This window comes from Sinimarinibacterium arenosum (genome assembly GCF_005047655.1).
Classification (GTDB): domain Bacteria; phylum Pseudomonadota; class Gammaproteobacteria; order Nevskiales; family Nevskiaceae; genus Solimonas.
In genome coordinates, this window is record NZ_SUKF01000007.1 from 230,225 (window position 1) to 255,912 (window position 25,688).

A 25,688-nucleotide genomic window follows, 5' to 3' on the forward strand; every position below is an offset into this window, starting at 1 on the left:
AGGTTTTTTCGCAGCAGCGGACTATCCGGCCCGGGAGGATAACAGCAGGCAGTCAGCGCGCCGCTCGATCAGGGTTGAGTCCAGCGGAGTTAACCACTGTTCCAGCAAACCGATTGATGGAGGGTCAAGGCGCGGGTCCGCGGCGGGATAGCGGATCAGTCGATACAGTCCGCGCGCCTGCAGGGACAGTACCGACCCCAGCCACAACGAGCGGCCATCCTCGAGTTGACGCCCAGAGGGCCATAGGCGCAGCAGATACTCGTGGTCATTGTCGATCGGCAGGCGGAGTTGCAGTACAGGGTGCCGTCCCGCATGCACCTGTGGCAGTACCGGCAAGTCGGCGATCGGGGATTCGGCTGTGAGCCAGCGCAGGCTGTTGCCAAAATTCAGTGTCGGCAGTGGTTGCCAGCCGACACTGCGCAGTTGCGCGTCGATCTGCTCCAGTGGCGCCGCCCACTGCAGCTGCAAGGTCTGCTTGCTGCGCCCGGCAACGTCGATCCGCGAACGCGGAAATTGCCGCCACAGCTCGGATTGCCACTGGGCTTCTGAGATTGTCTGCAGCGGATGTTGGGCTGTGTGCGTTGGCGTGCTGGCGCCGCCCAGAGCCAGACTGGCACTCAAGACGAAACTTACGGTGATCGGCGGGAGCACGCGCATCGGGTCCAGGCGCTCGGGACGGTGGCGGCGGTAGCCCAGCCCGAGCAATGCCGCCCAGGCGATGCCGATCAACAGTGAAAACACCGCGATGCTGTACCACTGTGCGCCGAGATAAAGCTGTGCCCACAGCAACAGCAGGAGCAGCACCGTGCTGCTGCCGAACAGTGCGATGCGCGTGCCGATTGGACGTCCCGTGGCGAGCAGAACCGGCAGGAACGCATAGACCACGGTGGCCAGCACAAAATCACGCGCGACGTCATCCGATGGCGCGGCGGTGCCGAAGTAGATGTAGGGCGGTGGCAAAGTCGGAATGGTGTAGACACCGGCGGACAGCAGGGCCCCAAGCGCGATGGCCGCCGCCCAATGCGCGGCCGCGCGCGGTTTGCGCAATGCCAGCAGCAAGGCCAGCGTGACCAGGGCGACCGGGGCATAGACATTCCACTCGCCCAGCCGCAGCACTCTGGCGGCCAGCGCCAGCCCCCAGGGGGTGTGCAGATCGCGCAGCGACTGGAAGGCCGCGGCGTCCAGGGCGACCGGATAGGTGTGCACACCTGCACCGGCGACCAGCCAGATCCAGATGCTGCTGATCACCAGCAGAACTGTCGCAAGCAGCAGCAGTACCGGTGTCTCGGGTTGCGCGGGATCGGCGAGTGCCACGCCGAACTTGCCCAGTCTGCGGTGGCGCCGACTCCAGTCGAGCATGCGGCCAATCCAGTTCTCAGCGTGATTCTGCAGTGTCCGGATCGAGAAAACCGTGAGCCAGACCGAGACGCTCAAGGTGATCAGCAGGCCCACCAGAAGCAACGCCAGGCGTCCCGCGACTTCTGCCGCGAGCCCGAGCGAAGCGCCGAAGACCACGCCAGGGAGGACAAAGGTGAATGCCCAGACCGTTGCCGAACCGATGTCAGCTCCGAGAAAGATCGGCAGACGCATGCCCGAAGCCCCTGCCAGCGCCGGAACGAGTGCGCGCATTGGGCCGAGAAAGCGCGCGAGCACGATGCTGTATGCGCCGTAGCGCGCGAAAAAGCGACGGCCGTTTTGCAGAACTTCAGGATGGCGGTGCAGAAAGCGGCCCGCAAACAGACGCTCGCCATAGCGATGCCCGAGCCAGAAGCTGAAGCCGTCGCCGGCGACCGCGCCCAGCGTCGCCAGGGTGACGGCATGCCACAGCTCGATCGCGCCAAGCGCCACCAGCGCGCCTCCAGCGAACAGGGCGATCCCGGCTGGCACGAACATGCCAACGACAAAGATCGAGTCCAGCAGTGCAGCCAGAAAAAACAGCACCAGCGCCCAGGTCGGATGGGCCGTTACCCACGCCAGGGAATGCTGGAGTGCTTCGATCATGCAATTGCGGCGAAGGACTCTTGGGCGGCAGCAAGCGTGTGGGCGATTTCGGCGTCGCCGTGGGCGGCTGAGACGAAGCCAGCCTCGAATGCGGACGGTGCCAGATAGACGCCGCGATCAAGCATGGCGTGAAAGAACTGCTTGAAGCGCGCGCCGTCGCAGGCCATGACCTCGGAGAAGCTGCGGACGGCCTCGGCTTCGGTGAAGAACAGGCCAAACATGCTGCCGACCTGCACGGTGCGCAACGGGACACCCTGTGTGGTTGCGGCGTCGCGCAGACCTTCAAGGAGCGTTGCGGTATTGGCTTCAAGACGGGCATATAGCGCGTCGTCGTCGAGTTGGCGCAGCAGTGCCAGTCCGGCCGCCATGGCCAGCGGATTGCCCGACAAGGTGCCGGCCTGATAGACCGGACCCACGGGTGCCAGCTGCATCATCAGATCGCGGCGGCCACCGAAGGCGCCGACAGGAAGGCCGCCGCCGATGATCTTGCCCAGCGTGGTCAAGTCAGCGGTTACACCGTAGCGCCCGGAGGCGCCGCGAGGGCCGACCCTGAAGCCGGTCATGACCTCGTCGAAGATCAGCACGCTGCCGTGGCGGTCGCAGATCGCCCGCAGGCCTTCGAGAAATCCCGGGACCGGCGGAATGCAGTTCATGTTGCCGGCAACCGGCTCGACGATGATGGCCGCAATGTCACTGCCGTGCTGTGAGAACAGTGCTTCGACCGAATCCAGATCGTTGTACTGCGCCGTCAGGGTGTACTTGGCCAGATCGGCCGGAACGCCAGGCGACGTCGGCACGCCGAAAGTCAGCAACCCGGAACCGGCTTTCACCAGCAGTGAATCGCCGTGGCCGTGATAGCAGCCTTCGAACTTGAGGATGTGATCGCGTCCGGTGGCGCCGCGTGCCAGACGCAGCGCGGACATCGTCGCTTCGGTGCCGCTGTTGCACATGCGGACCATGTCCAGCCCGGGGACCCTCGAGCACAGCAGGTCAGCCATGTCGATTTCGAGTTCGGTCGGCGCACCGTAGGACACCCCGATCGCCGCTTGCTCGACGATCGCAGCCATCACCGCCGGCTGCTGGTGCCCGAGGATCATCGGCCCCCATGAGCCGACGTAGTCGACGTAGCGGTTGCCGTCCGCATCGGTCATCCAGGCGCCGTTGGCGCTGGCAATGAAGCGCGGAACGCCGCCGACGGCGCGAAAGGCGCGCACCGGCGAGTTCACGCCGCCGGGAATGCGGTGCTGCGCGCGTTCGAACAGCGCAGACGAACCTTGGGTCATGGGAGTGCTCCGAAGTCAGACGTCGGCGGCGTGCGGAGCACGTCGTCGCCACGGGATCGCCGCGAATTGTACGGGATCGGGGGGCGAATTCGATGGGTTCAACGAAGATCGCGTAGCGCGGCGAGATAACGCCGGCAGCGGGCCTCAACATCTGCTGAGCCGAAGATGCCGTCGACGGCAGCGATCAAGTCGGCGCCAGCGTCGGCGACCTGCGGTACGTGCTCGGGTCCGATTCCGCCAATGGCACAGACTGCGACGCCCAGGCGCCGCGCCGCGCTCAGTGTCTGCAGCTGGGCTGGCGGTGCGTCAGGTTTGGTTCGCGAGGCAAACAGACGTCCGAACGCGACATAGTCTGCGCCTTCGGTCACTGCGCGTTGCGCCCGGTCGAGTGAATTGCCGCAGGTCGCTCCGATGATGGCGTTTGCGCCGAGTTGCTGGCGTGCGCTTGCGACCGCCGTGTCGCTGACGCCGACATGCACGCCGTCGGCGCCGACCGCGGCAGCCAGTGCCGGATCGTCGTTGATGATCAGGCGCGCGCCCAGATCGTGGCAGCGCTGTGCAAGCGCAGCAGCAAGCTGATGACGGACATCAGCCGGGTTCCATTTGTCGCGATACTGCACCAGCGTGACGCCGCCCCGGATCGCTGCGGTCACTGCCGGCAGCAGGTGGGCCGGATCGCGCACGATGGTTTCCGAGCTGATGGCGTACAAGCCTTTGAGGTCGCGCCAGGGCGGTGTCGAGAGGGGCATCAGCGGGCTGGGAGTTTGCAGCGCACGTTCACAGGTGCAGTGTCGGTAATCGCGCAGGAATCAGACGGCCGCGACCGACGCGGAACGCATGATCAAGGCAATGGTGCACGTAGGTCTGTGCGGTCTGCAGCGCCAGTTCGATGGGCTCGCCGAGTGCCAGCCGGGCCGCCAGGGCCGAGGCCAGGGTGCATCCGGCGCCGTGGAATGGGCCTGGCAGCCGTGGCCAGACAAAGTGCTTGGGCGCGGCGTCGTGTGTATACCAGACGTTGTCCGCTGTCTCCGTGGGCTCATCACCACCGGTAATCAGCACGTGCCTGCAGCCGCGCGCCAGTAGCGCGTCGGCGCAGGCATCGAGGGTGTCGAGGCCTGGAGCCAGTCGCCGCGCTTCGGCAGCATTGGGCGTGATCACGGTCGCCCGCGGGATCAGCATTTCCAGCAACGCCTGCGTAGTGGCGGTGGTCGCCAGTGTTGCCCCGCCGCCTGCGCGCAGTACCGGATCAATGACCATTGGCACGCCGCAGCGATCGACCGCACTACAAATTGTTTCGATCTGAGTCACATCACCCAGCAGGCCCAGCTTGATCGCAGCGATGTCGCAGTCGTCGAGCACGCAAGCCAGCTGCTCGGCGATCAGTGCGGGTGCTATCGCCGACACGCGGTGAACATTCTGTGTGTCCTGCACCGTGAGCGCGGTAATGACCCCGATGGCGTGCGCCCCCTGTGCGGCGATCGCCTCGATATCGGCCTGCAATCCTGCGCCTCCGACCGGATCGTGGCCGGAAAGGCAAAGGACCAGCGGTGGCGGCGGGGCATCGTTCATGCGCAATAGTCTAGCGGTGCAGCAAGGCGCGCTTGACACGGGGCGCGGAGGGTGACCCACCGAGAATGGTTATGCACAGCGACGGTGCATGCTCCTGCGGGAGCCCTACACAGAAGCATTTTTTTGCAAGAATGCCGTAACAAAAAAATAAGCATCTGTTTTTTATATATAAATCGGCTTGGTTAGAAACTCCCCTGAAGGCAGAAAACCCAGTTCGTGCCAGCGTTTCGGAGCTTTGCTCAGTAGATTGCACACATAGATATCCACAGGCACTGTTATCAATCAGATGCTTTTCTATTGCCAGCAGTTAGTTAGGAGGCATAGTTAACGTAAATAGTTGGACTGGGGTTATCCTCATTGTTGTATAAAAAATCACAGCCTGTGCCAGTAATCACTATCGGGTCCGGTTGCCGCTGGCGCCGAGCGTCGCGTTGAGCAACGCAGTCCCTGGAGATCCAGCTCCATGAATTCGTGAGAGCGGCCCGCTACCGGTCGCTATCTGTCTCCGGTATTCCAGATCAGGCAGCGCCGTAGTCGTGGTGTTGCCCGCTGCGACGCTGCAGCGCTGATTGACTCAGTATTCGCTGTCGCCACCGATTGGCTCCGCGGCCGCCGGAATGGGAATCGGCTGCGGTGCATCGGCTTCGATATACGGACGTCCGTCAACATCTTGGGCCAGTGCGGCGCCGGCTGGGGGCTCCGTGCCGGGCCGCGGATCCGCAGCGGCGCTGTCCGATTCCAGGGGCTCCGGGTCGCCGTCCTGCAGCGGGGTGTCTGCTGATTCTGTGTCGCCAATCCCCCTTGGATGTCCCATCTGACGCAGAATCCAGTCTGCCCGCGTGCGCACATAGGGGCCGGGCTCGCGCGCGCTCCAGCGACGAGGGCTTGGCAGGACCGCTGCCAGACGCGCGGCTTCGTCGCGGCTCAGCGTGGCGGCAGGTTTGTGGAAATAGGTCTGAGCCGCGGCTTCGACGCCGTAGATACCGGGGCCGAATTCAGCAATGTTCAGGTAGACCTCGAGAATGCGTGACTTCGGCCACAGCGCCTCGATCAGCACCGTCAGTCCGGCTTCCAGGCCTTTGCGCAGATAGCCCCCGCCAGGCCACAGGAACAGGTTCTTTGCGGTCTGCTGGCTGATGGTCGAGGCGCCTCGCTGAGTATCGTGAGTGCGGTTATGTTCGATCGCCGTTTCGATGGCCGCCAGATCAAAGCCGTGATGCTGATAGAACTTCTGATCCTCGGACGCCAGCACGGCTTTGGGTACGGCTGCAGAAATCCGTGTCGAGGGTACCCAGCTGTAGCGAACCGGGGTTGTCGGACTCTGCAGCATGTATGCAGTGATGGGCGGCGGCACCCAGCGCAGCAGCAGGATCGGCAGAACGAGCGCGAGACCGGCAATCAGTGCGATTGCGAGCAGGCGCCGCAAGTAGCGGCGTGGGGGCGGTGCGACGCGCATCGGCGCAACGTAGGTCGGTGGGGGGGCAGGCTGGGTTGGGCCCAGCGTCGGCGGTCGGCGGGTGGATTTCATCGATCAGTGAGCGGCGACGGGAGGGTCTCGGGATCAGGCATCTCACGGGCGCAATGCGTTCCCGAGCATCCGAGCGTACACAATGACCAACGGCGCCTGAAGCCATAGCAGCACCAGATCGCGCAGGTCCTGACGCAGGACAGGTTCTCGAACCGACAAGCTGAGGAGCTTGGCGGCGGCGCTGGCCAAGGCGGCGAGAAGCAGCAGCAGGACCATTTCTGCGCGCGGGGGTATCAGGGTGGCGTCGATATTCAGGGCGGAGCGCAACCAACTGAAGACAACCGCAACGCCGGCCAGACCCTGCAGTGGCAGCGCCAGGCCTGGCAGACGGTGCAGCAGCGGCAGCGCGGGTAACAGCAGCCCAACAATGAACAGGATGTTGATCCATTGATCGAAGCGGCCCGGCTCCGCTTGCAGCAACGCCCGCAACGAAGGCGCGTCATCGATGCCGAAGATATCCGGATATCCAAGCCCGATCAGCAGCATCAGTGCAAACACGCGGCCGAGTGGCAGCAGACCTTGTTCGATCCACCAGTGCTGCAGGGGCTCGTGGTGATGCTGGTGCAGACGGTGTTCGAGCCGAGCCAACCCGGCCGTGACCAATACGAAAACTGCAATCGCAAGGGTCATCGGCGCGCTAGCAACTGGGGGCGGACTTCAGCTTCTGAGACGCCATCGGCTGCGCGCTAGGGGGCGGCAATTGGCAGTGGCAGGTCGAGGTTGCGCCACAGCCGCAAGGTTGGCTCGGATTGATTCAGCGAATAGAAGTGCAGCCCCGGCGCGTCGTTTTCGAGCAGGGTTCGGCAAAGCCGCGTGACGACATCCAGACCGAAGTCGAGCAGCGCTTCGCGGTCATCCTGATAGCGCTCCAGGCGCAGGCGGATCCAGCGAGGAATCTCGGCGCCGCACGCTGCGGAAAAGCGCGTCAGCTGGGCGTGGTTGGTGATCGGCATGATGCCCGGCACGACCGGTACTGCAATCTGTGCCTGCTGACAGCGGTCGACAAAATCGAAGTAAGCGTCGGCGTTGTAGAAATACTGCGTGACGGCGCCGTTTGCCCCGGCATCGACCTTGCGCCGGAAGTTGTCGAAGTCAACGTCCGGTCCCGTCGCTTGCGGGTGCATCTCCGGGTAGGCCGCGACTTCCAGTGAAAAATGGTCACCGTGCAATTCGCGAATGAACGAGACCAGTTCGTTGGCATAGCGAAACTCGCCAGGCGCCTGAGTGGAGGTGGCGGTGGCCGGCAAATCGCCGCGCAATGCAACGATTCGTCGGATGCCCCCATCGCGGTAGCGCTGCAGCGTCGCCGCAATGCCTGATCGGGACGATCCGACGCAGGTCAGGTGCGGCGCTGCTTCGATGCCAGTCGATTCGACGACCTGCATCACGGTTTCGTAAGTGCCCTGCTGCTCGGAGCCGCCCGCGCCGTAGGTCACCGAGAAAAAGGCCGGTCGTGCGGCTGCCAGTGCCGACACCACGGCGGGCAGCTTCTCCGCGCCCGCGGGGGTGCGGGGTGGAAACAGCTCGAACGAGAACTGGATCTGATCGTTGTTCATGGCTATCCGCAGCAGAAAAGGGCCGCTTGCGCGGCCCTGGGAAGGTCTCAGTACCGATAGTGATCCGGCTTATACGGGCCGTCGATCGGAATGCCCAGATAGGCCGCCTGATCGGCTGTCAGTCGGGTCAGTTTGACGCCGATTTGTTCCAGATGCAGGCGTGCGACTTCTTCGTCGAGTTTCTTGGACAGCCGATAGACCGTCTTTTCGTAGACGTCCCGGTTCTGCCACAAGTCGATCGCAGCAAGGGTCTGGTTCGAGAAGCTGTTCGACATCACGAAACTCGGGTGGCCGTGCGCGCAGCCCAGGTTGATCAGCCGGCCTTCGGCGAGAACGTAGATCGAACGTCCCGTCTCGGGGAAGGTATAGCGGTCGACCTGCGGTTTGATGTTGTCGCGCACCGCGCCGGAGGCGTTGAGGCGGTCCATCTGGATCTCGTTGTCGAAGTGCCCGATGTTGCACACGAGAGCATTGTTCTTCATGCCCATCATGTGCTCAAGCGTGATGATGTCCTTGTTCCCGGTCGTCGTCACATAGATGTCGGCAAATGGCAGTACGTCCTCGATCGTCTTGACCTCGAAGCCTTCCATTGCGGCCTGCAAGGCATTGATCGGATCAATTTCCGAAACGATCACGCGTGCGCCGAGGCCGCGCAGCGAGTGCGCGGAGCCCTTGCCAACGTCGCCGTAGCCGGCCACGAACGCGACCTTGCCTGCAATCATCAGATCGGTCGCGCGCTTGATGCCGTCGGCCAGTGATTCGCGGCAGCCGTAGAGGTTGTCGAACTTGCTCTTGGTGACCGAGTCGTTGACATTGATCGCGGGCACCAGCAGCTTGCCGGCTTCCATCATCTGATAAAGGCGATGGACGCCCGTCGTGGTTTCTTCAGAGACGCCGCGCCAGTCGGCGGCCACGCGCTTCCAGAAGCCCGGACGTTCGGTCTGCGTGCGCTTCAACAGATTCTTGATCACCTGCTCTTCGTGATTGGCCGACGGGGTGTTCACCCAGTCGTCGCCTTCTTCCATCTGCACACCCTTGTGGATGAGCAAGGTGACATCACCGCCATCGTCGACGACCAGTTCCGGACCCAGCTGACCGGGATGGGTCACGCAGTCCAGCGTGCAGTCCCAGTACTCCTCCAGCGTCTCGCCTTTCCAGGCAAAGACGGGGATGCCGGCAACGGCAATGGCGGCGGCGGCGTCGTCCTGGGTCGAAAAGATGTTGCAGGAGGCCCAGCGCACCGAGGCGCCGAGTGCGGCCAGCGTCTCGATCAGAACGGCGGTTTCCTTGGTCATGTGCAGTGACCCGGTGACGCGCACGCCCTTGAGCGGCTGCAGCGGAGCATATTTGGCGCGAATGCTCATCAGGCCGGGCATTTCTTCCTCGGCCATCCGGATGCGCTTGCGGCCGAGCTCAGCGAGGCTCAGGTCGCGCACCTTGAATTCATGGGCAGTGCTGTGTTGGGTAACGACGGCGTTCATGTCGGGCTCACTGTTTTGGATTCGGATGCGGGCGCTGTTGCGGTCAATCCCGGCCATCGAGCCTGGCCTGCGGGTATGCAGGTCGCAGCGCCCCTCGATGGAGAATGCGAAAGTATATCCGCTTATACGGATGAAGGGATATGGTGGATGCGTGTGGCGCCAAACACAAGAGGCCGCCCTCTGGGCGGCCTCTTGTGGCATCAGTGACGCCTTACTTCAGCTTCTTGGCATCCGCCTGCAGGGCTTCGACCTTGTCGGTTTTTTCCCATGAGAACGCAGTAAATGTCTCGCCGTTGGCCAGTTTGACTTCATACGGCTTGCGGCCGAAATGTCCGTAGGCCGCCGTGGCCTGGTACATCGGATGCACCAGATCGAGCATCTTGACGATGCCGTAGGGGCGCAGATCGAAGTGCTTGCGCACCAGCTTTTCCAGTGACGCGTCGCTGATGGTTCCGGTGCCGAATGTGGTGACCATGATCGAGGTCGGTTCGGCAACGCCAATCGCGTAGCTCACCTGGACTTCGCACTTCGCTGCGAGGCCGGCGGCGACGATGTTCTTTGCGACGTAGCGTGCCGCATAGGCCGCCGAACGATCGACTTTCGAGGGGTCCTTGCCGGAGAACGCGCCGCCACCGTGACGAGCCCAGCCACCATAGGTGTCGACGATAATCTTGCGTCCGGTCAGGCCGCAGTCGCCAACCGGCCCGCCAATGACGAAGTTACCAGTCGGATTTATGTGGAACTTGGTGGCCTTGGTGATCAGCTTTGCCGGCAGCACCGGCTTGATGATCTCTTCCATGACCGCTTCGCGCAGTGCCTTGAGCTTGATTTCGGGATCGTGCTGGGTCGACAGAACGACCGCGTCGATTGCGACAGCGACATCATTCTCGTAGCGCAGCGTGACCTGGCTCTTGGCGTCCGGGCGCAGCCACGGCAATTTGGGCTTCTTGCCTTTGCGGACCTTCGCCTGCTGCTCGACCAGGCGATGCGAGTAATAGATTGGAGCGGGCATCAGCTCGCGCGTTTCATTGCACGCATAACCGAACATCAGGCCCTGATCCCCGGCGCCCTGCTCTTCGGGATTCTTGCGGTCGACGCCCATGGCGATATCTGGCGACTGCTTGCCGATCAGGTTGAGCACGCCGCAGGTCGCGCCGTCAAAGCCTACGTTTGACGAGGTATAGCCGATATCACAAATGACCTTGCGGACAAGGGCTTCAAGGTCAACCCAGGCGCTGGTAGTGATTTCGCCGGCAACGATCGCGACACCGGTCTTCACCATAGTCTCGCAGGCCACACGTGCGCGGCTGTCCTGCATCAGGATCGCATCAAGAACGGCATCCGAAATCTGGTCGGCGACCTTGTCCGGATGGCCTTCGGACACGGATTCAGAGGTAAACAGGTATTGGCTCACGGCGAGGACCTCGGCGAACAAAAGGGCGAAAGGATGGGTACTGATATGCGGATCGTGCGCCAGCCGCTGTTACCCGCAAACGGGCTGTGCCAGTCACAATCTGTTCATACGGATTGCCGGATATAATAATGCAGCGAGATGGATTCTTCGATAGGGCGCATCGGCTAACCGCTTTGCCGACCGGTCAAGCCGACGCGATGGGAAAACGGCTCGGGATTGGTTCTCGGGGTCGTAACGCTTTTGCCGCTTCCCGGTTGCCAAGAATTTCATAGCCATCGTACACTGTCGAAAATCAACAAGCGCAAGCTCTTAGGCCGTCGGAATAATGGGGAAAAAAATGGGTATTAAGCAGTGGGGTTGCATCGCCGCGCTTCTCGTGGCCAGCACCAGCGCAGGCGCATATTCTGATGAACTGCGGCCGTACCTTGATCTCGGCGCTCAGTACACAGGTGCGGATGATCTGCGTCAGTCGGATGACGGGATCGGCGGATTCTTCGGCGTTGGTATGCCGCTGCTGCGTAACTTCGCAATCGAAGGCACGCTGTCGGGCAGCAACTTTGGCGCAAACGGCGCTAACGGAATCAAGTGGACCGAGTACACGGCAGAAGCGGCCGGTCTGTTGACCTATCCGATCGGCAACGGCTGGATTCCTTATCTGACTGTTGGTGTTGGCGTTGCCAACAACAAGCCGGATGGCGGCGACCGTGAGTCGGATGCGTTGGCCTCGTTCGGCGCCGGCACCTTCTATCTCTGGGATCGCTGGGGCGTTCGTGCTGATGCGCGTTATCGCCGCATCAACGCCGACGTTTCGGACCTCGAAGAGCCGGTTTATCGCTTGGGCCTGCTGTACATGCTGACGCCGAAGCCGGTTGCAGCGGCTGAGCCGGAAAAGGACAGTGATGGCGACGGCGTGCCGGATTCCCGCGACAAGTGCCCGGATACTCCGAAGGGCGCCAAGGTCGACGCGGATGGCTGTGAGTTCCCGCCTGAAGTTGGCGCGCCGGCAGAAGTGGTTGACACGCTGGGCATCGTTTACTTTGACTTCGATCGTTCGGAGATCAAGGGCGGCGAGCGTGCCAAGCTCGATAAGGCTGCTGAAGTCGCCATGGCCAAGAAGGGCGCAGCGGTCGTGCTCAAGCTTGATGGTCACACCGACTATGTCGGCACGGATGAATACAACGTGGGTCTCGGCGAGCGTCGCGGAGCTGCGGTCAAGCAGTACTTGATCAGCAAGGGCGTGCCGGCTGAAGAGATCATCATCACCAGTTACGGCGAAAGCCGTCCCGCAGCGGACAACGCCACGGCTGAAGGCCGGTCGCTGAATCGCCGCGTTGAGTTGTTCCTAGTCGAGAAGTAGTATCAGTAGCCGTCGCTTAAGTCCCCGGTCTAACGACCGGGGACTTTTTTCTTTTTGCATCCCCTCTTGCATGGGTTCGCACGGCACCCATATACCGGCTCCTCGATGCTTTAATCGTCATGGGCTCTAGAGCCCCGCGCCGGATTCCAATGTCAAGCCGAGAAAGCTCTGTGCTCAATTCTGAACGCCAGCACTGGTACGCGGTCGCTGGTGGAATATTGCTGTCGGTAATGTGTGCGGCGCCGGTTCTCGCCAGTGATGGCGCCGTCGGCGCGCCGCTGAAGATGGATCAGACGTTGACGTTGCCCGCTGCAGCGGCGCTGACAAAATCTGATCCGGTGCCGGGGCAAGACGGTTCGACGGATGATGCGGCCGCTCCAGGCGCTGCAGACCTTGAAGCCTTGGATGCCACGCTCCAGGAAGCGCCTGCTGCAGGCAGTGACGCGGCGCAATCCGGTTCTGCCGGTGAGCAAGCTGCGCCTCAGAGCTTGAGTCTCGGCGACGTTCTGCTGTCTGCGTGGACCGACAATCCGCAAGTGCTCCAGGCGGAGCGATCACTCAAGGCCACAGGATTCGATATCAGCGCTGCGCGCGCGGGTTTCTATCCCTTTGCAAGCGTCAGCGTTACTGAGGCGCGGGGCGGATCGACCTCGCAGACGGGGACGTCGTCGTCTTTGAGCGTCATTCAGCCGCTGTGGAGCGGTGGATCGACCGTTGCTGAAGTTGATCAGGCCAAAGCGGAGCAGTTGCGGTATCTCGCGGAGCTGAATGCTTCGCGGCTTACGGTCGGTCTTCAGGCTGCGGAAGCGTATTTGAATGTCGTTGCTGCAGAGGAGCAGGCCTTGCAGTACGAGCGGTACGTTTACTCGCTCGAAAATCTGTTGGGCATCATTCAGCGGCGAGCGGCCAAGGGCGTGGCACCCAGTGCGGATGTCGATACGGCGTTGACGCGTTTGAATCAGGCACGCGCATCGGCGCGGGCAACTTTTTCGACGCTGTTGTCCAACCGCGCTCAGTTGGCGAAGTTGCTGGGTTATCCGGTCGAGGTTTCAGGCTGGCCTGATGAATCAACATTGGTCAGCTCGGAGGAGGCGATAGGGGCAGAACAAAATGCCATGACCGCGCATCCTGCGATCAAAGGGGCGCAGGCTCAGCTGGAACGTCAGAAGGCGACTGTCAAACTGAGCAAGGCGCGAATCTGGCCGGAGATTCAACTTCAATACCAGCATCCGCTGGAGACATTCGACAACGTGCAGAGTGATGACCGGACGCTGCTGGTGATGCAGTACCAGACCGACAATGGGATCAAGGGGTTTCGCGCGTTTCAGGGTGAGCGTCAGCGCACGGAGGCGGCACGCGCGGCGGTGCAAACCGCGATCCGCGACGTCAAGTCCTCGATTCAGGTTGCCCGCGTTGAGCGGCTGGCTGCCGATCAGCAGATGGGTGTGCAGGAAGAGGCCGCGAAATCTGCATCGGCCCTGGTGGTGAGCTTCATGCGCCAGTTCGAGGTGGGCCGGAAGACCTGGCTCGAAGTGCTCAATGCGCAGCGCGAAGCGAACGATACCGTTTTGCAGATGTCTTCTGTGCGCCGGAATTATTGGATGGCGAACGCCAAGCTCGCCCTGCAGGGTCTTTACTGGAAGCGACTGAGTCCGGAAGCGCCTCCCATCGACGTGGAAATGGACAAGGATTAGACCGCAATGGAAAAGGCAGCAGAAAACGCGGTCGAACTTTCAGTCGCGGCAGTGGGGCTGGATCTGGCCGTCAGTGCACTGACGGAGATGGCAGGCCGCCGCGGGCTTTTCGCTTCCAAAAAAGAAGCCGAGGAGGCGTGGCGAAATATCGGCTCTGGAGACTTGGGTGAGCGATTCGCAAAAACCTGGGCGTGGCTGTTCCGCGGGCACTCGGTTGAGAGGATGCCGGTCGAGCTGATCCAGCAGCCGCATCTTCCGGCATGGCTGTTGACTGAAGACAAGATTGGCATCGTCAAGGGGTTTGCCTCCGAGTCGCGCGATCTTGAAATCGACTGGATTGGTGGGGCGCCTTCGACGGCGATCGTCGCTGACGAGGTCTGGGTGCCGATTCCGCCGGGGATGGCGCCGTCGCTGGAAACAGAGACTGACGAAACACAACGTGGGCCCGCGACCAAAGCGCTGCTGACAGCGCTGCGCGCACATCTGCCACTGTTCCGTCGCGTGGCGCTCATCACGGTGTTCATCAATTTAATCACCGTGCTGGCTTCGTTGTTCACGATGCAGGTCTATGATCGCGTCGTGCCGAATCTGGCCTATGCGACGCTGTTCGTGCTGGCATCCGGTGTGCTGCTTGCCTATGTCTTCGAGTTTGCATTCAAGGTGCTTCGGCTCAAATTGCTCGACGCTTCGGCACGACGTCTGGATGAAGGACTGTCGTTATATATCTTCGAGCAGGTGATGCACCTGAAGATTGATCGGCGACCGACACGGGTAGGTCAGCTGGTTTCACAGGTGCGCGACTACGAGGCGATCAAGAGCTTCCTGCAGTCCACAACACTGTTTGCCGTTGCGGATCTGCCGTTTGCGCTGATGTTCACTGCGGTCATTGCGATGATCGGGGGGACCGTGGCGTTGGTTCCTCTGGCCTTTATTCCGGTATCGATCCTGATCGGGCTCGCCGCATACAAGCCGATTTCACGGCATCTCAGAACGCAGAACGAGTTGCTGGCACGGCGCCAGGGTGTCTTGTTTGAAGCGCTCTCAGGGGCCGAAGTCGTCAAGGCGCACAATGGCGAGTCTTTTTTTGCCGATCTGTGGCATCGCGCAACGAGAGAAACCGGCGAGCGCAGCACAGCGCTGCAGATGGTGACGTCATACGCGCAATTCTCCACAGCCTTTGTCCAGCAGGCCGCGTACGTCGGCATTCTTGCCGTCGGCGTTTTCGAGGTTGGACGGGGGAACCTGACGATGGGCGGCATGATTGCGTGCTCCATTCTGGGGTCGCGAGCGCTTGGCGCCATTTCAGGTATCAGCAACGTCTTTCTGCAATGGCATAACGCCAGTTATGCGCTGAAAACGCTCAATGGCCTCATGAGCGGCCCAAGCGACGCGGTTGCGGGGCGTGAAGTTCATTCGCGCGTGGGCAGTCTGGATCTGCGGGCCGAAGGTCTGCGTTACGGGTACGAAGGCGCGGCCGCACCGCAGCTCGATGTTCCGAAGCTGTTAATCCGCCACGGCGGGCGAATTGCAGTGATCGGTCGCAATGGTGGCGGCAAATCGACCCTCATGCGATTGCTCGCCGGCCTTGCCACGCCCAGTGCGGGGGAGGTTCGCATCGCCGGGCTCGATATGCAGCAGTGCCGAATCAGCTGGCTGCGCGAGACCATCGGATATCTTCCTCAGGATGTGCGCCTGTTCTCCGGGACGCTGGAGGAAAACCTGACCATGGGCATGGCACGGCCGTCGGAGGAAAAAATCCATCAGGCGCTGCAGATTGTGGGGCTGGGGCCGGCTGTTGCGCGGCACCCGATGGGCATCAAGCTGCCGCTGAAGGAAGGCGGCTACGGCTTGTCCGGCGGGCAGCGGCAGATGGTGGGCTTGGCGAGGCTGATTCTTCAGGATCCCAGCATCTGGATACTGGACGAGCCGTCGGCCAGTTTGGATAACGAGACAGAAGAGCGCCTGATGCGTTTTCTGGCGACGTTGCCGCGGACCAAGACACTTATATTTAGTACTCACCGGCCGCGATGGCTTTCTCTGGCGGATCGGGTTCTGATCATCGAGGACGGCGTCATCAAGACCGATGCGCCGGCAAGTGAAGTGCGCACGATGCGTGGAACACCTCCTGCGACCGGTGCCGGCGGCCCGACGCCGCTTAAAACGACGCAGGCCGCGGTTCCGGGGCAGGCGCAGGTTGGGAACACCAAGTAATGGACCTCGAACATCAGCTTTTCGCGCGGACTCAGCCGTTGGGGGTTTCGCATATCTATAAGGTCGTACAGTGGATTTCACTTGCGCTGGTGATCACAGCGATCTGGGCCAATTGGGCGACGATCGATGAACAGGTCCGCGCCCCTGGAACCGTCATTGTTTCCAGCCGCTCGCAGGTGGTGCAGGCCGTGGACGGCGGCGTGCTGATCAAGCTCGCCGTGCACGAGGGCGACACGGTCAAAGCTGGAGACTTAATTGCCGAGCTTGATCCGGTCCGGTTCCAGGCCAGTTCCAATGAGGTCTTGGCCAAGATCACATCGCTGAAAGCGACCATCCAGCGGCTCGAGGCGGAACTTGACGAGCGGCCATTGGAATTTTCCGACGACGTGCTTTCCTCGACCGATGTCGTGCAGGCACAAACGCGGTTGTACCAGCGGCGTCTGAAATTGCAGAAAGAAGAGGAAGAGGCGATCTCGCAGTCAATCAAGTTCGCTTCGCAGGAATTGAGTGCGCTAGAGGATCTGGCCAAGACGGGCGACGCTGCCAAAACCGAAGTGCTGCGTTCGCGCAGGACGCTGAATGAGCTGCAGGGGTCGCTGACCAACAAGCACAATGCCTATCGCCAGGACGCATTGTCGGAGTTGACCAAGAGCCGTTCGGAGCTGGAGCAGGCGCAACAGGTTCTGCGCCAGCGCAATGAAGCGCTCGACTCCACCAAGCTGCGCGCACCAATGTCGGGCACAGTCAAGAATGTGCGCTATACGACTCTGGGTGCGGTTTTGCGCGCGGGCGAAGAGTTGCTGCAGATCGTGCCGTCGGATGAGCCGCTCATGATCGAGGCCAAAGTCAGCCCGGCGGACGTCGCTTTCGTGCGCCTGGGGCTGAAGGCCAACGTCAAACTGGATGCCTACGACTATACGGTCTACGGCAGCTTGAAGGGCCATGTGCTCTATATCAGCCCCGATACGCTGGAAGACGAGAATGCCCCGCGGGACGAGAAGGCGGCGTACCGCGTCCATGTCCAGATCGACGAGATTCCCGAACGCAGCCGCAAGGATATCGACATCATTCCGGGCATGACTGCAAAGGTTGAAATCATCACTGGCGAACGCACCGTGGCACAGTACTTGCTTAAACCGATTCGTCGCGTTGGGAGCAACGCACTGGTTGAACGATGAGGCGACTTAGGGTTCAATGGCGGCCTGCTTACGACATGTCCACCGAATTCCAAGCCATTCGCCTCAATAGTTGACGCGATGCACAGAAATGGTGTCGTACAGTGTTGAATTCGAAATGGGCGTTCTGCTACGCTACAAAACGTTGGGAAGTTTGGGGGGCGGGTGCGGCTGTGGAAAGCACATACCTAACCTCTTGATTTCGCTTTTCGTCTAAGGGACATTTGCACCTGTAAACTGCGCGCCGGCTCCTTTCGCCGGACCTTTTTCACCTAGGAGAGTAATGCGATGGCAAAGGAAGTGGGTGGTCAGAGCGAAATGAATGCTCCGATCCGGGACACAAAAACAAGCGAGCAGGACCTCCTGCTGAAGAAGAAGCTTGTTGCCGATGTGACTGCTGCTGAGACAGAGGCTCGCGGGGGCGACGCTGATGTCGCAGCCAACACCGCTGCTCAGTCGGCGGAAGTCACCACGGCTGTTGCCGGTGGATTGGAAGTTGCTTCAGTGGGCGTCGACGGCGAATCCGCCAGCGATGCGGATAGTGGATTCCCGACCTGGGCGGTCGTCGGTGGCGCAGCCGTTGTCGCTGGTGCGGGTATCGCGTTGGCGTCTGACAACAACGACAACAACAACAACAACAACAACAACAACGACAACACTGACCCGACGATCACGTCGGCCAGCACCTTCGCTGTTGATGAGAACACCACGTCGGTGGGCACGCTGACCGGCGCGGATGCCGACGGCGATGTGCTGACCTTCTCGATCGTGGGCGGCGCTGACGCGAATGCGTTCGTGCTGAACGGTCAGACCCTGTCGTTCATCAATGCTCCGGACTTCGAGTCGGGCAAGACCAGCTACACCGTTCAGGTGCAGGTCGAAGACGGCAACGGCGGCACCGCCACGCAGACGATCACCGTCAACGTCAACGACGTTGATGAAACGCCTCCGCCTGACGTCACCAAGACGCTGACCACCGGCGTTGACGTGATCCAGATGAACCCGGGCGACGTCGTCTCCGGCGACGAAACCACGCTGACCTCCGGCGACAAGATCTCGGGCCCCGGCCTGCTGTCGCTGTCGCTGACCGGCGCTGGCGTGTTCTCCGGCCAGACCGTTTCCAACGTCAATGGCGTTGAAGTGTCGTCAGTCGGCGGCCTGGATCTGCTGGCCAGCAAGTGGACCGGCGTTCCGACCATCACCATCTTCAACAGCAAGGATGACGTCACGCTGTCCGACCTGCAGTCGACCGGCACGAACTTCGTGCTGGAAGACCACGTCGATGCGACTGGTGTGATCACCCTGAACTTCGATGCGCAGGCCACCGCCGGCGCCACCGAAGTGGACGTTTCCGTTTCCGAAATTCAGGACGGCGGTCTGGTTCTGAACGGCGGCGCGATCGAAACGCTGAACCTGGAAATCGCTGACGCTGCTGCAAACGCTGCCAGCACGCTGGGCATGCTGGACGTGACGGGCATTTCGACCCTGAACATCACCGGCGGCAGCGCGGGCTTCGGCTTTGAGATCACCGACGCGCTGAACGCGGGTCTGGATGTTCTCGATGCATCGACCGCGGCTTCGGATCTCACCCTGAGCATCGAAGACTCGGTTGAAGCGATCGACGTGGCCTTGGGTTCGGGCGACGACGTGCTGTTCACCGGTGACACGATGGGTCCGCTGGCTGAGCAGGACACCTTCGACGGTGGCGCTGGCTACGACACGCTGTTCGCAACCTTCGACACGGATGGCACCCGTCACCCGGTCTCGACTGGTTTCGAGCATTTCGACCTGACGTTCAACAACGACGCCAAGCTGGACATGGGCGAAGTGGACGACGTTCAGACGATCACCATCGAAGAGTCGGCTGCTCACTTCGAAATCGTCGACATGGACAGCACCGTCGACTTCATCCACATCATTGGCCAGCAGGCCTTTGAAGATCAGGAACTGCGTTGGGATGGTACCGGTGCGGACGCCGAGATCCTGTGGACGAACGATTCGGGCGCCAGCGCCGCGTTCAATAACTTCCTGGTGCTGGGCGCCGAGAAGCTGGTGTTCGCGACCGACGGCGACGATGACGTCTACTTCAACTACCTGTACCTGGACGGTGGTCTGACCGACCTGACGTTCGAAGTCCGCGACAACGGCGACTTCTACGTCTACGACACCTACGGCACGTACGGCGTTGAAAACCTGACGATCCAGACGCTGGATTCGGGCGACTTCTACATCGACGATATCTATTACCTGGATTCGCTGGTCAATCTGACCGTGATGTCGAGCGAAGCGGGCGAGATCCGCATCGAAGATTTGGGCGGTACCGGCAACGCGCGTGAACTGGAGACGGTCACGATCATTGCCAATGCCACGGCGAACCAGTTCGTTTACGGCACTTCGATCCGCAGTCTGGATGCCGGCTTCGACAGCTTCGGCGCGTCGATCAGCACCTTCACGGTCGAAGTGGGTGACGATGCGGAAGCCTCGCTGTTCTACGCTGGCCTGTATGTGCAGGACATCAGCGACATGACGATCTCGCTGCAGCAGGATTCCGACCTGTACTTCGGCGCGATTTACATGTACGACTCCGGCGACGAGCTGGTGGTGTCGGGCCAGGGCTATCTGAACAACGTTGTCGGCGGTTACGACTTCTACTTCGCGGCCGAAGCGTTCGACACGATGGACTTCAGCGGTCTGACCAACGACGGCGTCGATCTGTACTTCGCTACCGCGACGGCTGGTTCGGATGTCTACGGCACTGCCAACGGCGACTTCATCTACAGCGGCCTCGGCAACGATCTGGTCGTCGGCAACGGCGGTTATGCCGATCTGGTCTACGACGCGGGCGGCAACAACGTGTTCGTGATGTCGGGTGGCGCGTCTGAGGTCTACATGTTCGGTGTCGGCTACAACGACTTCGTGCAGATGGACGGCACCTCGATCCTGCTGGATCCGGGCTCGGTGTTCAACGACTACATCGGCGGTTTCGAGCCGAACTTCGATCAGGTGGCCTTCACGGGCGGCCCAGAGGGTTCGATCGCTAACTACCAGGAAGGTGCGGCGGCGAACTACGCTGCGGCGCTGGCTCAGGCTGATGCGGCGCTGAACGGTGCGGGCGATGTCTACTACTTCGCAGAAGTGGGTGGCACGTCCTACCTGTTCTACGATCAGGATAGCGACGGCAACAGCGACGTCTACGTTGAGATCGTGGGTGCAACCCAGGCGAACTTCGGCTTCGACGATATCGCTCCGGGTACGCTGTAAGCGCGCAGACGAAAAGCGGTTTTGCGTTAAAATTGACGCCCGGCTTAGGCCGGGCGTTTTTTTATATCCCTCACTTCGAGATTTTTGGCTAGCCGGAAATTTCCGGCATTCAACTGCAGGAAGCGCAATCGAATGACAGATCAGGTCGCGGCCAGCACGGCCCAGGAAACAGCACCGACAGATGACGCGCCAGTCGGCGTGAAGGGCGAAAAGGTTGAGCTTCGGTATACCCGCAGCCTTGCGCACCTGCTGCATCAGCACGGCTTGTCGGTGATGATTTCGACCTACCAGGCGGGCCATGTCATCACCGTGTCCGCCGAGTCGGAAGCCAAGCTCAGCACATCATTCCGCAAATTTCGCAGCCCAATGGGGATTGCGCTGGGACGAGCGGGCCTTTCAATCGGCACTAAAGAGTCCGTGTGGACGTTCCGCAATCAGCCCGCGGTGGTCAAGCGCCTGCCGAATCCGGAGACCTGGGATGGTTGTTTCATGCCGACCTTGCAGCGCTGGACCGGCGATATCCGCATCCACGAGATGGGCTATGTTGGCAAGGAGCTGTGGGCCGTCAACACGCGCTTTTCCTGTCTGTGCACGTTCAACGACGACGAGAGCTTCACTCCGCGCTGGCGACCGCCGTTTATCAGCCAGATCGCCGGTGAGGATCGTTGCCATCTCAACGGCATGGCGATGCGCAAGGGCCAGATCGCTTTTGTCAGCGCCCTCGGAGAGACCGACACCCGCCAGGGCTGGCGCGAAAACAAGGCCTCTGGCGGCATCATTATGGACTACCCCAGCGGAAAGATTCTGGTGCGAGGGCTGTCGATGCCGCATTCACCTCGCTGGTACCGAGATCAGTTGTGGATTCTGAATTCCGGGCGGGGCGCGCTGACCCGGGTCGAGAACGACGGTCGTTTGACGGATATTGCTGAACTTCCCGGATTTACACGCGGCTTGATGTTCATTGGACCGTTGGCCTTCATCGGTTTGTCCAAGGTGCGTGAAACCAACATTTTCGGCGGTATTCCACTGAATGATCGCGTCGAGGAGAAGTTGTGCGGCCTTTGGGTTGTCGATATTCGCAACGGCAAGACAGTTGCGCGGCTCGAGTTCACCGGCGGCGTCCATGAGATCTTTGACGTAAAGGTAATCAAGCTGCGGCATCCGGAAATGCTGATGGCTGATTCCCCGTTGTTGGAGTCGGCATTCGTGATCAATGATCCGACGACCCTCAAGGAAATGCAGGACGCCCAAGCCGCTGCCATCGCGGCGCAGCAGTCCGGCGCCCGCGACGACGGCTGAGTTGCGTTCGATCCGCGCAGGGCTGTTCCCGCTTTCATTGACCTCAAGCGTACCGCTGAGCGCGGACTGAATTGGCCCGCCCAAGCGGTATCGTGGGGCAACCACGGAGTGATGAATGGCCACCGGATATGCAGCGTAGCGTCGGCTGGACCTTGCAGCGTAGTGCGCCTTCGATCCGGCATGCTTTACTGATTCTTGCGGCATTGATCTGTTCCGGGGCATCGGCGCAGACAACGTCCCACCTAGAGGCGTCCTTGAGTCGGACCGGGCTCAGGGCCGTGAAATCAGTTCCTTCCTATGGGGGGCTGATGCCGGTTGTGGTCTTCGGGGCTGACGCACGAACGCGCTTGCCAAAGGTTGACCCGGTAGCAGCGGCGATGCTGCGGATCAGTTGCCTCGAGCAGGAACGCCAACGCCGTATGCGCTCCACTGCGGTGCTGGTGGATATTGGCTTACCGGCCTCCAGCCGCTATCGGGCGGCGCTGAGCGTTGCCCATGCATTTCAGGACGGACGGCGTGGAGTTCGCTATACGCAATGCCACGTGATTCCTGACGGGCAATGGTGGTGGCAGGATCAGCCCATTGTGGCGTCAATCATCGGGAATTTCGATGAGTCCTACGGCGATAACGCAGATGATTGGGCTCTGCTGCTGATTGATGTCGCCGGGTCCAAGGCTGGACCGGGATTGAAGCCGGAAATCATTGATCAGGAAACTTGGAAGGCTCTGCAGGTCAAGGCACGTCCGGCGCGGCTCTACGCACACAATCCCGGGCGATGGCGCTATGAACATGCGGACGGCTGCATGCTGCGCGCGCCAGGGCCGAATCAGCTGTTGTATGGGCAGTCCGTGCTGACAACCGATTGCGACGCGATTCCAGGCGCTTCCGGAGGCGCTGTTGTGGTGGAGGATGCCGATCGCACGCCGCGCCTTATCGGAATCTATCGCGGGCCGGTCTTTGCCAAGGGGCTCTATCAGGAACGTCCGCCGAATCACGTCGAACAGTTCGATCCCGGCAAGGTTGTCAACGCGGTGGTGCCGCTACGCGCCGAATGGCTGCAGGAATTGCGGAAGATGGCTGAAGTTATAGAGCGAACGTCTGACACGCCGGCCTTGCCCGCGCGTTCGTACTAGCTTGGGGTTGTCGCCCGCCGCCCATTACGGGTTTGTCGCATCGACGTGCGGTTTCCTAAAAGGCATACAGGACAAAAAATGTCGCAACAGCGAAGGGTTGCGTGCGCCTCGTATCGCAGATCCAGGTAAGGTTCTGGTTTCAAAATAAAAAGGCGGCCCCGAAGGGCCGCCCAAAACAAGTCGCAATTAAGTCGACGCCGCCAACGTCGACGTAGTGTGTGCCTCAGTACGGCACGCCCGCCTCGCAGCCGTACAGGTTCTCGCCACTGCACTGATCGTAGCCGGTGCTGCCGATGACCGCATCGGTGCCATCGCCGCCAATCAGAACATCGTCACCGGCGCGGCCGTTGATGCGGTCGTTGCCGCCGCCGCCGTCGATGCAATCGCCCATGCTGCCGCCGCTGATCGAATCGGCATAGGGAGAGCCATATATGACGTTGCGCACGCCATCCAGGCCAACGATCGTCAGGCCGGCGCCCGCGCTGCGCTGATCAATGACATTGTCATACGGCCCCGCGACGCAAGCGCTGGTGGGTGTTGGCGTCGGCGTCGGCGTTGCCGTCGGTGTTGCCGTCGGTGTTGGCGTCGGTGTTGGCGTCGGTGTTGGCGTGACCGTCGGCGTCGGCGTCGGTGTGGGACTCGGCGGCGGCATGCTGTCCTCGCAGCTGATCTGCTGCTCGCCATCGCACTGATCATATCCGGTGCCGCCGATCGTGTAGTCGGCAGCATCGCCGCCAACCAAGGTATCGTCACCACCGCGTCCGTTAATGCGATCGTTGCCACCCCCGCCGTCGATGCAATCACCCATGTTGCCGCCGCTGATCGAATCGGCGTACGGCGTGCCGTAGATGACGTTGCGGACGCCGTCCAGGCCGACGATTGTCAGACCGGCACCGGCGCTGCGCTGATCGATCACGTTATCGAACGGACCGGGCACGCAAACACTGGGTGTTGGTGTGGGTACCGGAGTCGGCGTTGGAGTCGGAGTCGGAGTGGGCGTCGGTGTGCCCGAGGGTGTCGGGGTCGGGGTCGGGGTCGGCGTCGGGCTTGGGGTCGGTGTGGGCGTTGGCGTCGGGCTGGGCGCCAGCATGCAGGTGACGGAGCCGTTGATTGCTGCCGATACCGCTGCATTGGCGTCAACGATGCCGCTACCGATCAGCTGATCCGGCGGGGACGGGAACGCCTTGACGGTGTCTTTCAGCACGCACTCGATCTGGTCCGGCGTGATGTCAGCGCGCACGCTGCGCATCAAGGCGGCAATACCCGACACGTGCGGTGCAGCCATGCTGGTGCCCTGATACCAAGCATATATGTCGGCTCCGGGTACTGTCGTGCCGCCGTTGAGCGTGGACAGGACCAAGTCCGTTTCCGTGCCGGCGTAGGATCCGCCGGGCGCCGCAACGTCAACCGTTGTGCCGTAGTTGCTGTAGTAAGCGCGCGCGCCGTTACGCCCAACGGAGCCCACATTGATGACACCGGAGCAGCTGGCCGGTGAAAATCCAGAGGCGTCCAGGTTGGAATTGCCTGCTGAGACTACAACTGCTGCGCCCAGGCCGCGTGCGGTGTTGATCGCGTTCTGCGTCGTGACATCGCAGCTGTGTTGGCCGCCCAGACTCATGTTGATGACGTCTGCCGGCGTGCTGACGACCGGGACTCCGGACACGGTGCCGCCGGCAGCCCAAATGATGGCGTCAGCGATGTCTGAGGTATAGCCGCCACACTTGCCGAGCACGCGCCCGACGATCAGGGTTGCGTTATAGGCGATGCCGGCAACGCCGACCCCGTTGTCGGTCAGCGCGGCGATGGTGCCGGACACGTGCGTGCCGTGCCAGCTGCTGTCCGACTGCGAGCTGCCCGAATAGCACTCGTTGGCCGCAACCCAATCCCCGGGGTCTGATGCATCGGCATCGCGGCCGTCGCCGTCGTTGGATACTGCTGTATCGATGATGAAGTCATAACCTTCCACGGTACGGGACGTGATGGCCGCAGCAGGCGCATTCGGCGCCGGCGGGCCAACCAGATCAACGTGCGGGCGGTATCCGGTGTCGAGCACCGCTGCGGTCGCCCCTGTGCCCGTCGCGAGATCCCAGGCCGCCGGCAGATTGATGCCTGCCGTGGCTTCAAAGTAGTGCCATTGACTCGAATAGGACGGGTCATTCGGGACGAACTGGATCTGCAACATGCGGTCCGGTTCGGCGTACTGAACCAATGGATGCTTGCTAATCTCGGCAATGACGCCCATGGCGTCCATCGCGGTCGACGTCAGGTCCATGCGGTACAAATCGGCGCCGGTGGCGAGCCGGCGAATCGGCCGCAGCGTGACGCTCTGCTGCAGACCCAGGTCGGTCAAGATGATGTCCGCGCGTGCGAGTGCGGCCTGTGCGTTGAACGACTCGTTGGCAGCGGCGCCGGATCCGATGATGATGCGCAGGGACTGCGCCTGGGTTGCCCCGGCGCTCTGGAGCGCCTGTCCTGGCGGTCCTCCGGCAAGGGCGACAGAGCTGGCCAGTCCGGCCATTGCCGCGACCACACAGCCGCTGGCGATCAAGCGAAAATTCATGATGTCTCTCCTTTCGTGCCGAAAGGCATCAGAAGAGCGACCAAGCCGATCTTGTGGTGCCTGTCCCCTAGGTGGAAAGTTCAGACTACCATTTAGATGCAAGCGGTCGATTTCCGTTCGTCGGAAATAAAAGGTCAACCGCCTCTTTGGCTGATCGAGTGCGGAT

16 protein-coding genes, 1 pseudogene and 1 riboswitch are annotated in these 25,688 nt (G+C 61.6%); of the genes and pseudogenes, 7 read left to right on the plus strand and 10 right to left on the minus strand.

All coding sequences use genetic code 11. From position 1 onward, the window contains the following. Positions 1-21 precede the first annotated feature (21 nt). The 9 genes and pseudogenes from E4T66_RS15355 to metK form a co-directional block, all read right to left on the minus strand. Entirely contained in the window at positions 22-2,001 is a 1,980-nt protein-coding gene (locus E4T66_RS15355) for a VTT domain-containing protein (RefSeq protein ID WP_136849937.1), read from the minus strand. Then, positions 1,998-3,284 carry a glutamate-1-semialdehyde 2,1-aminomutase gene (gene hemL / locus E4T66_RS15360; RefSeq protein WP_136849938.1) on the minus strand — a complete coding sequence of 429 codons (1,287 nt, stop codon included), beginning with the start codon at positions 3,282-3,284 and terminating at the stop codon, positions 1,998-2,000. Before hemL ends, E4T66_RS15355 begins: the two co-directional genes overlap by 4 nt. Positions 3,285-3,382: 98 nt before the next feature. Further along, entirely contained in the window at positions 3,383-4,033 is a 651-nt protein-coding gene (gene thiE, locus E4T66_RS15365; protein ID WP_136849939.1) for a thiamine phosphate synthase, read from the minus strand. Positions 4,034-4,061: 28 nt separating this feature from the next. Then, a complete protein-coding gene (thiD, locus tag E4T66_RS15370; RefSeq protein WP_136849940.1) occupies positions 4,062-4,853 on the minus strand; it encodes a bifunctional hydroxymethylpyrimidine kinase/phosphomethylpyrimidine kinase in 792 nt (263 codons plus the stop codon). Positions 4,854-5,667: 814 nt separating this feature from the next. After that, positions 5,668-6,309 (minus strand): annotated as a pseudogene (mtgA, locus tag E4T66_RS15375) (monofunctional biosynthetic peptidoglycan transglycosylase); the annotation flags it as partial. A gap of 114 nt (positions 6,310-6,423) precedes the next feature. Beyond that, complete coding sequence (locus E4T66_RS15380; RefSeq protein WP_136849941.1) at positions 6,424-7,011, minus strand: hypothetical protein; 588 nt, start codon at positions 7,009-7,011, stop codon at positions 6,424-6,426. Between the two features lie 56 nt (positions 7,012-7,067). Beyond that, positions 7,068-7,937 (minus strand): methylenetetrahydrofolate reductase [NAD(P)H], encoded by an 870-nt coding sequence (metF, locus tag E4T66_RS15385; protein WP_136849942.1) that lies wholly within the window; start codon positions 7,935-7,937, stop codon positions 7,068-7,070. A gap of 47 nt (positions 7,938-7,984) precedes the next feature. Next, a complete protein-coding gene (gene ahcY, locus E4T66_RS15390; protein WP_136849943.1) occupies positions 7,985-9,418 on the minus strand; it encodes an adenosylhomocysteinase in 1,434 nt (477 codons plus the stop codon). A gap of 22 nt (positions 9,419-9,440) precedes the next feature. Continuing rightward, positions 9,441-9,520, minus strand: a riboswitch (S-adenosyl-L-homocysteine riboswitch). 109 nt (positions 9,521-9,629) lie between these two features. Then, entirely contained in the window at positions 9,630-10,832 is a 1,203-nt protein-coding gene (gene metK / locus E4T66_RS15395; protein WP_136849944.1) for a methionine adenosyltransferase, read from the minus strand. A gap of 337 nt (positions 10,833-11,169) precedes the next feature. On the opposite strand from metK, the gene E4T66_RS15400 reads away from it, so the two are divergent. From E4T66_RS15400 to E4T66_RS15430, 7 genes are all read left to right on the plus strand, one after another. Continuing rightward, positions 11,170-12,189, plus strand: a complete 1,020-nt coding sequence (locus tag E4T66_RS15400; protein WP_169577652.1) for an OmpA family protein — start codon at positions 11,170-11,172, stop codon at positions 12,187-12,189. A gap of 302 nt (positions 12,190-12,491) precedes the next feature. Further along, positions 12,492-13,883: a TolC family protein gene (locus tag E4T66_RS15405; RefSeq protein ID WP_211242954.1), complete on the plus strand. Its 1,392-nt coding sequence runs from the start codon at positions 12,492-12,494 to the stop codon at positions 13,881-13,883. Positions 13,884-13,889: 6 nt separating this feature from the next. Continuing rightward, on the plus strand, positions 13,890-16,094 hold the full coding sequence (locus tag E4T66_RS15410; protein WP_136849947.1) for an ATP-binding cassette domain-containing protein: 2,205 nt from the start codon (positions 13,890-13,892) through the stop codon (positions 16,092-16,094). Continuing rightward, complete coding sequence (locus tag E4T66_RS15415) at positions 16,094-17,272, plus strand: HlyD family efflux transporter periplasmic adaptor subunit (RefSeq protein ID WP_136849948.1); 1,179 nt, start codon at positions 16,094-16,096, stop codon at positions 17,270-17,272. The genes E4T66_RS15410 and E4T66_RS15415 overlap by 1 nt, the downstream gene beginning before the upstream one ends. 285 nt (positions 17,273-17,557) lie before the next feature. Then, positions 17,558-20,530: a cadherin repeat domain-containing protein gene (locus E4T66_RS15420; protein WP_136849949.1), complete on the plus strand. Its 2,973-nt coding sequence runs from the start codon at positions 17,558-17,560 to the stop codon at positions 20,528-20,530. A 132-nt stretch (positions 20,531-20,662) separates the two neighbouring features. After that, positions 20,663-21,829 carry a TIGR03032 family protein gene (locus tag E4T66_RS15425; RefSeq protein WP_136849950.1) on the plus strand — a complete coding sequence of 389 codons (1,167 nt, stop codon included), beginning with the start codon at positions 20,663-20,665 and terminating at the stop codon, positions 21,827-21,829. A 128-nt stretch (positions 21,830-21,957) separates the two neighbouring features. Further along, positions 21,958-22,962, plus strand: coding sequence for a trypsin-like peptidase domain-containing protein (locus E4T66_RS15430; protein ID WP_136849951.1), 1,005 nt, complete (start codon positions 21,958-21,960; stop codon positions 22,960-22,962). Positions 22,963-23,185: 223 nt separating this feature from the next. On the opposite strand, the gene E4T66_RS21605 is transcribed toward E4T66_RS15430, so the two are convergent. Then, positions 23,186-25,522, minus strand: coding sequence for a S8 family serine peptidase (locus tag E4T66_RS21605; protein ID WP_211242955.1), 2,337 nt, complete (start codon positions 25,520-25,522; stop codon positions 23,186-23,188). Positions 25,523-25,688: the final 166 nt, after the last annotated feature.

Bases quoted from the DNA above. Each gene is read 5' to 3' on its own strand.
- E4T66_RS15355 (WP_136849937.1), bottom strand. From the start codon at position 2,001: ATGATCGAAGCACTCCAGCATTCCCTGGCGTGGGTAACGGCCCATCCG.
- hemL (WP_136849938.1), bottom strand. From the start codon at position 3,284: ATGACCCAAGGTTCGTCTGCGCTGTTCGAACGCGCGCAGCACCGCATT.
- thiE (WP_136849939.1), bottom strand. From the start codon at position 4,033: ATGCCCCTCTCGACACCGCCCTGGCGCGACCTCAAAGGCTTGTACGCC.
- thiD (WP_136849940.1), bottom strand. From the start codon at position 4,853: ATGAACGATGCCCCGCCGCCACCGCTGGTCCTTTGCCTTTCCGGCCAC.
- E4T66_RS15380 (WP_136849941.1), bottom strand. From the start codon at position 7,011: ATGACCCTTGCGATTGCAGTTTTCGTATTGGTCACGGCCGGGTTGGCT.
- metF (WP_136849942.1), bottom strand. From the start codon at position 7,937: ATGAACAACGATCAGATCCAGTTCTCGTTCGAGCTGTTTCCACCCCGC.
- ahcY (WP_136849943.1), bottom strand. From the start codon at position 9,418: ATGAACGCCGTCGTTACCCAACACAGCACTGCCCATGAATTCAAGGTG.
- E4T66_RS15400 (WP_169577652.1), top strand. From the start codon at position 11,170: ATGGGTATTAAGCAGTGGGGTTGCATCGCCGCGCTTCTCGTGGCCAGC.
- E4T66_RS15410 (WP_136849947.1), top strand. From the start codon at position 13,890: ATGGAAAAGGCAGCAGAAAACGCGGTCGAACTTTCAGTCGCGGCAGTG.
- E4T66_RS15415 (WP_136849948.1), top strand. From the start codon at position 16,094: ATGGACCTCGAACATCAGCTTTTCGCGCGGACTCAGCCGTTGGGGGTT.
- E4T66_RS15420 (WP_136849949.1), top strand. From the start codon at position 17,558: ATGGCAAAGGAAGTGGGTGGTCAGAGCGAAATGAATGCTCCGATCCGG.
- E4T66_RS15425 (WP_136849950.1), top strand. From the start codon at position 20,663: ATGACAGATCAGGTCGCGGCCAGCACGGCCCAGGAAACAGCACCGACA.
- E4T66_RS15430 (WP_136849951.1), top strand. From the start codon at position 21,958: ATGCAGCGTAGCGTCGGCTGGACCTTGCAGCGTAGTGCGCCTTCGATC.
- E4T66_RS21605 (WP_211242955.1), bottom strand. From the start codon at position 25,522: ATGAATTTTCGCTTGATCGCCAGCGGCTGTGTGGTCGCGGCAATGGCC.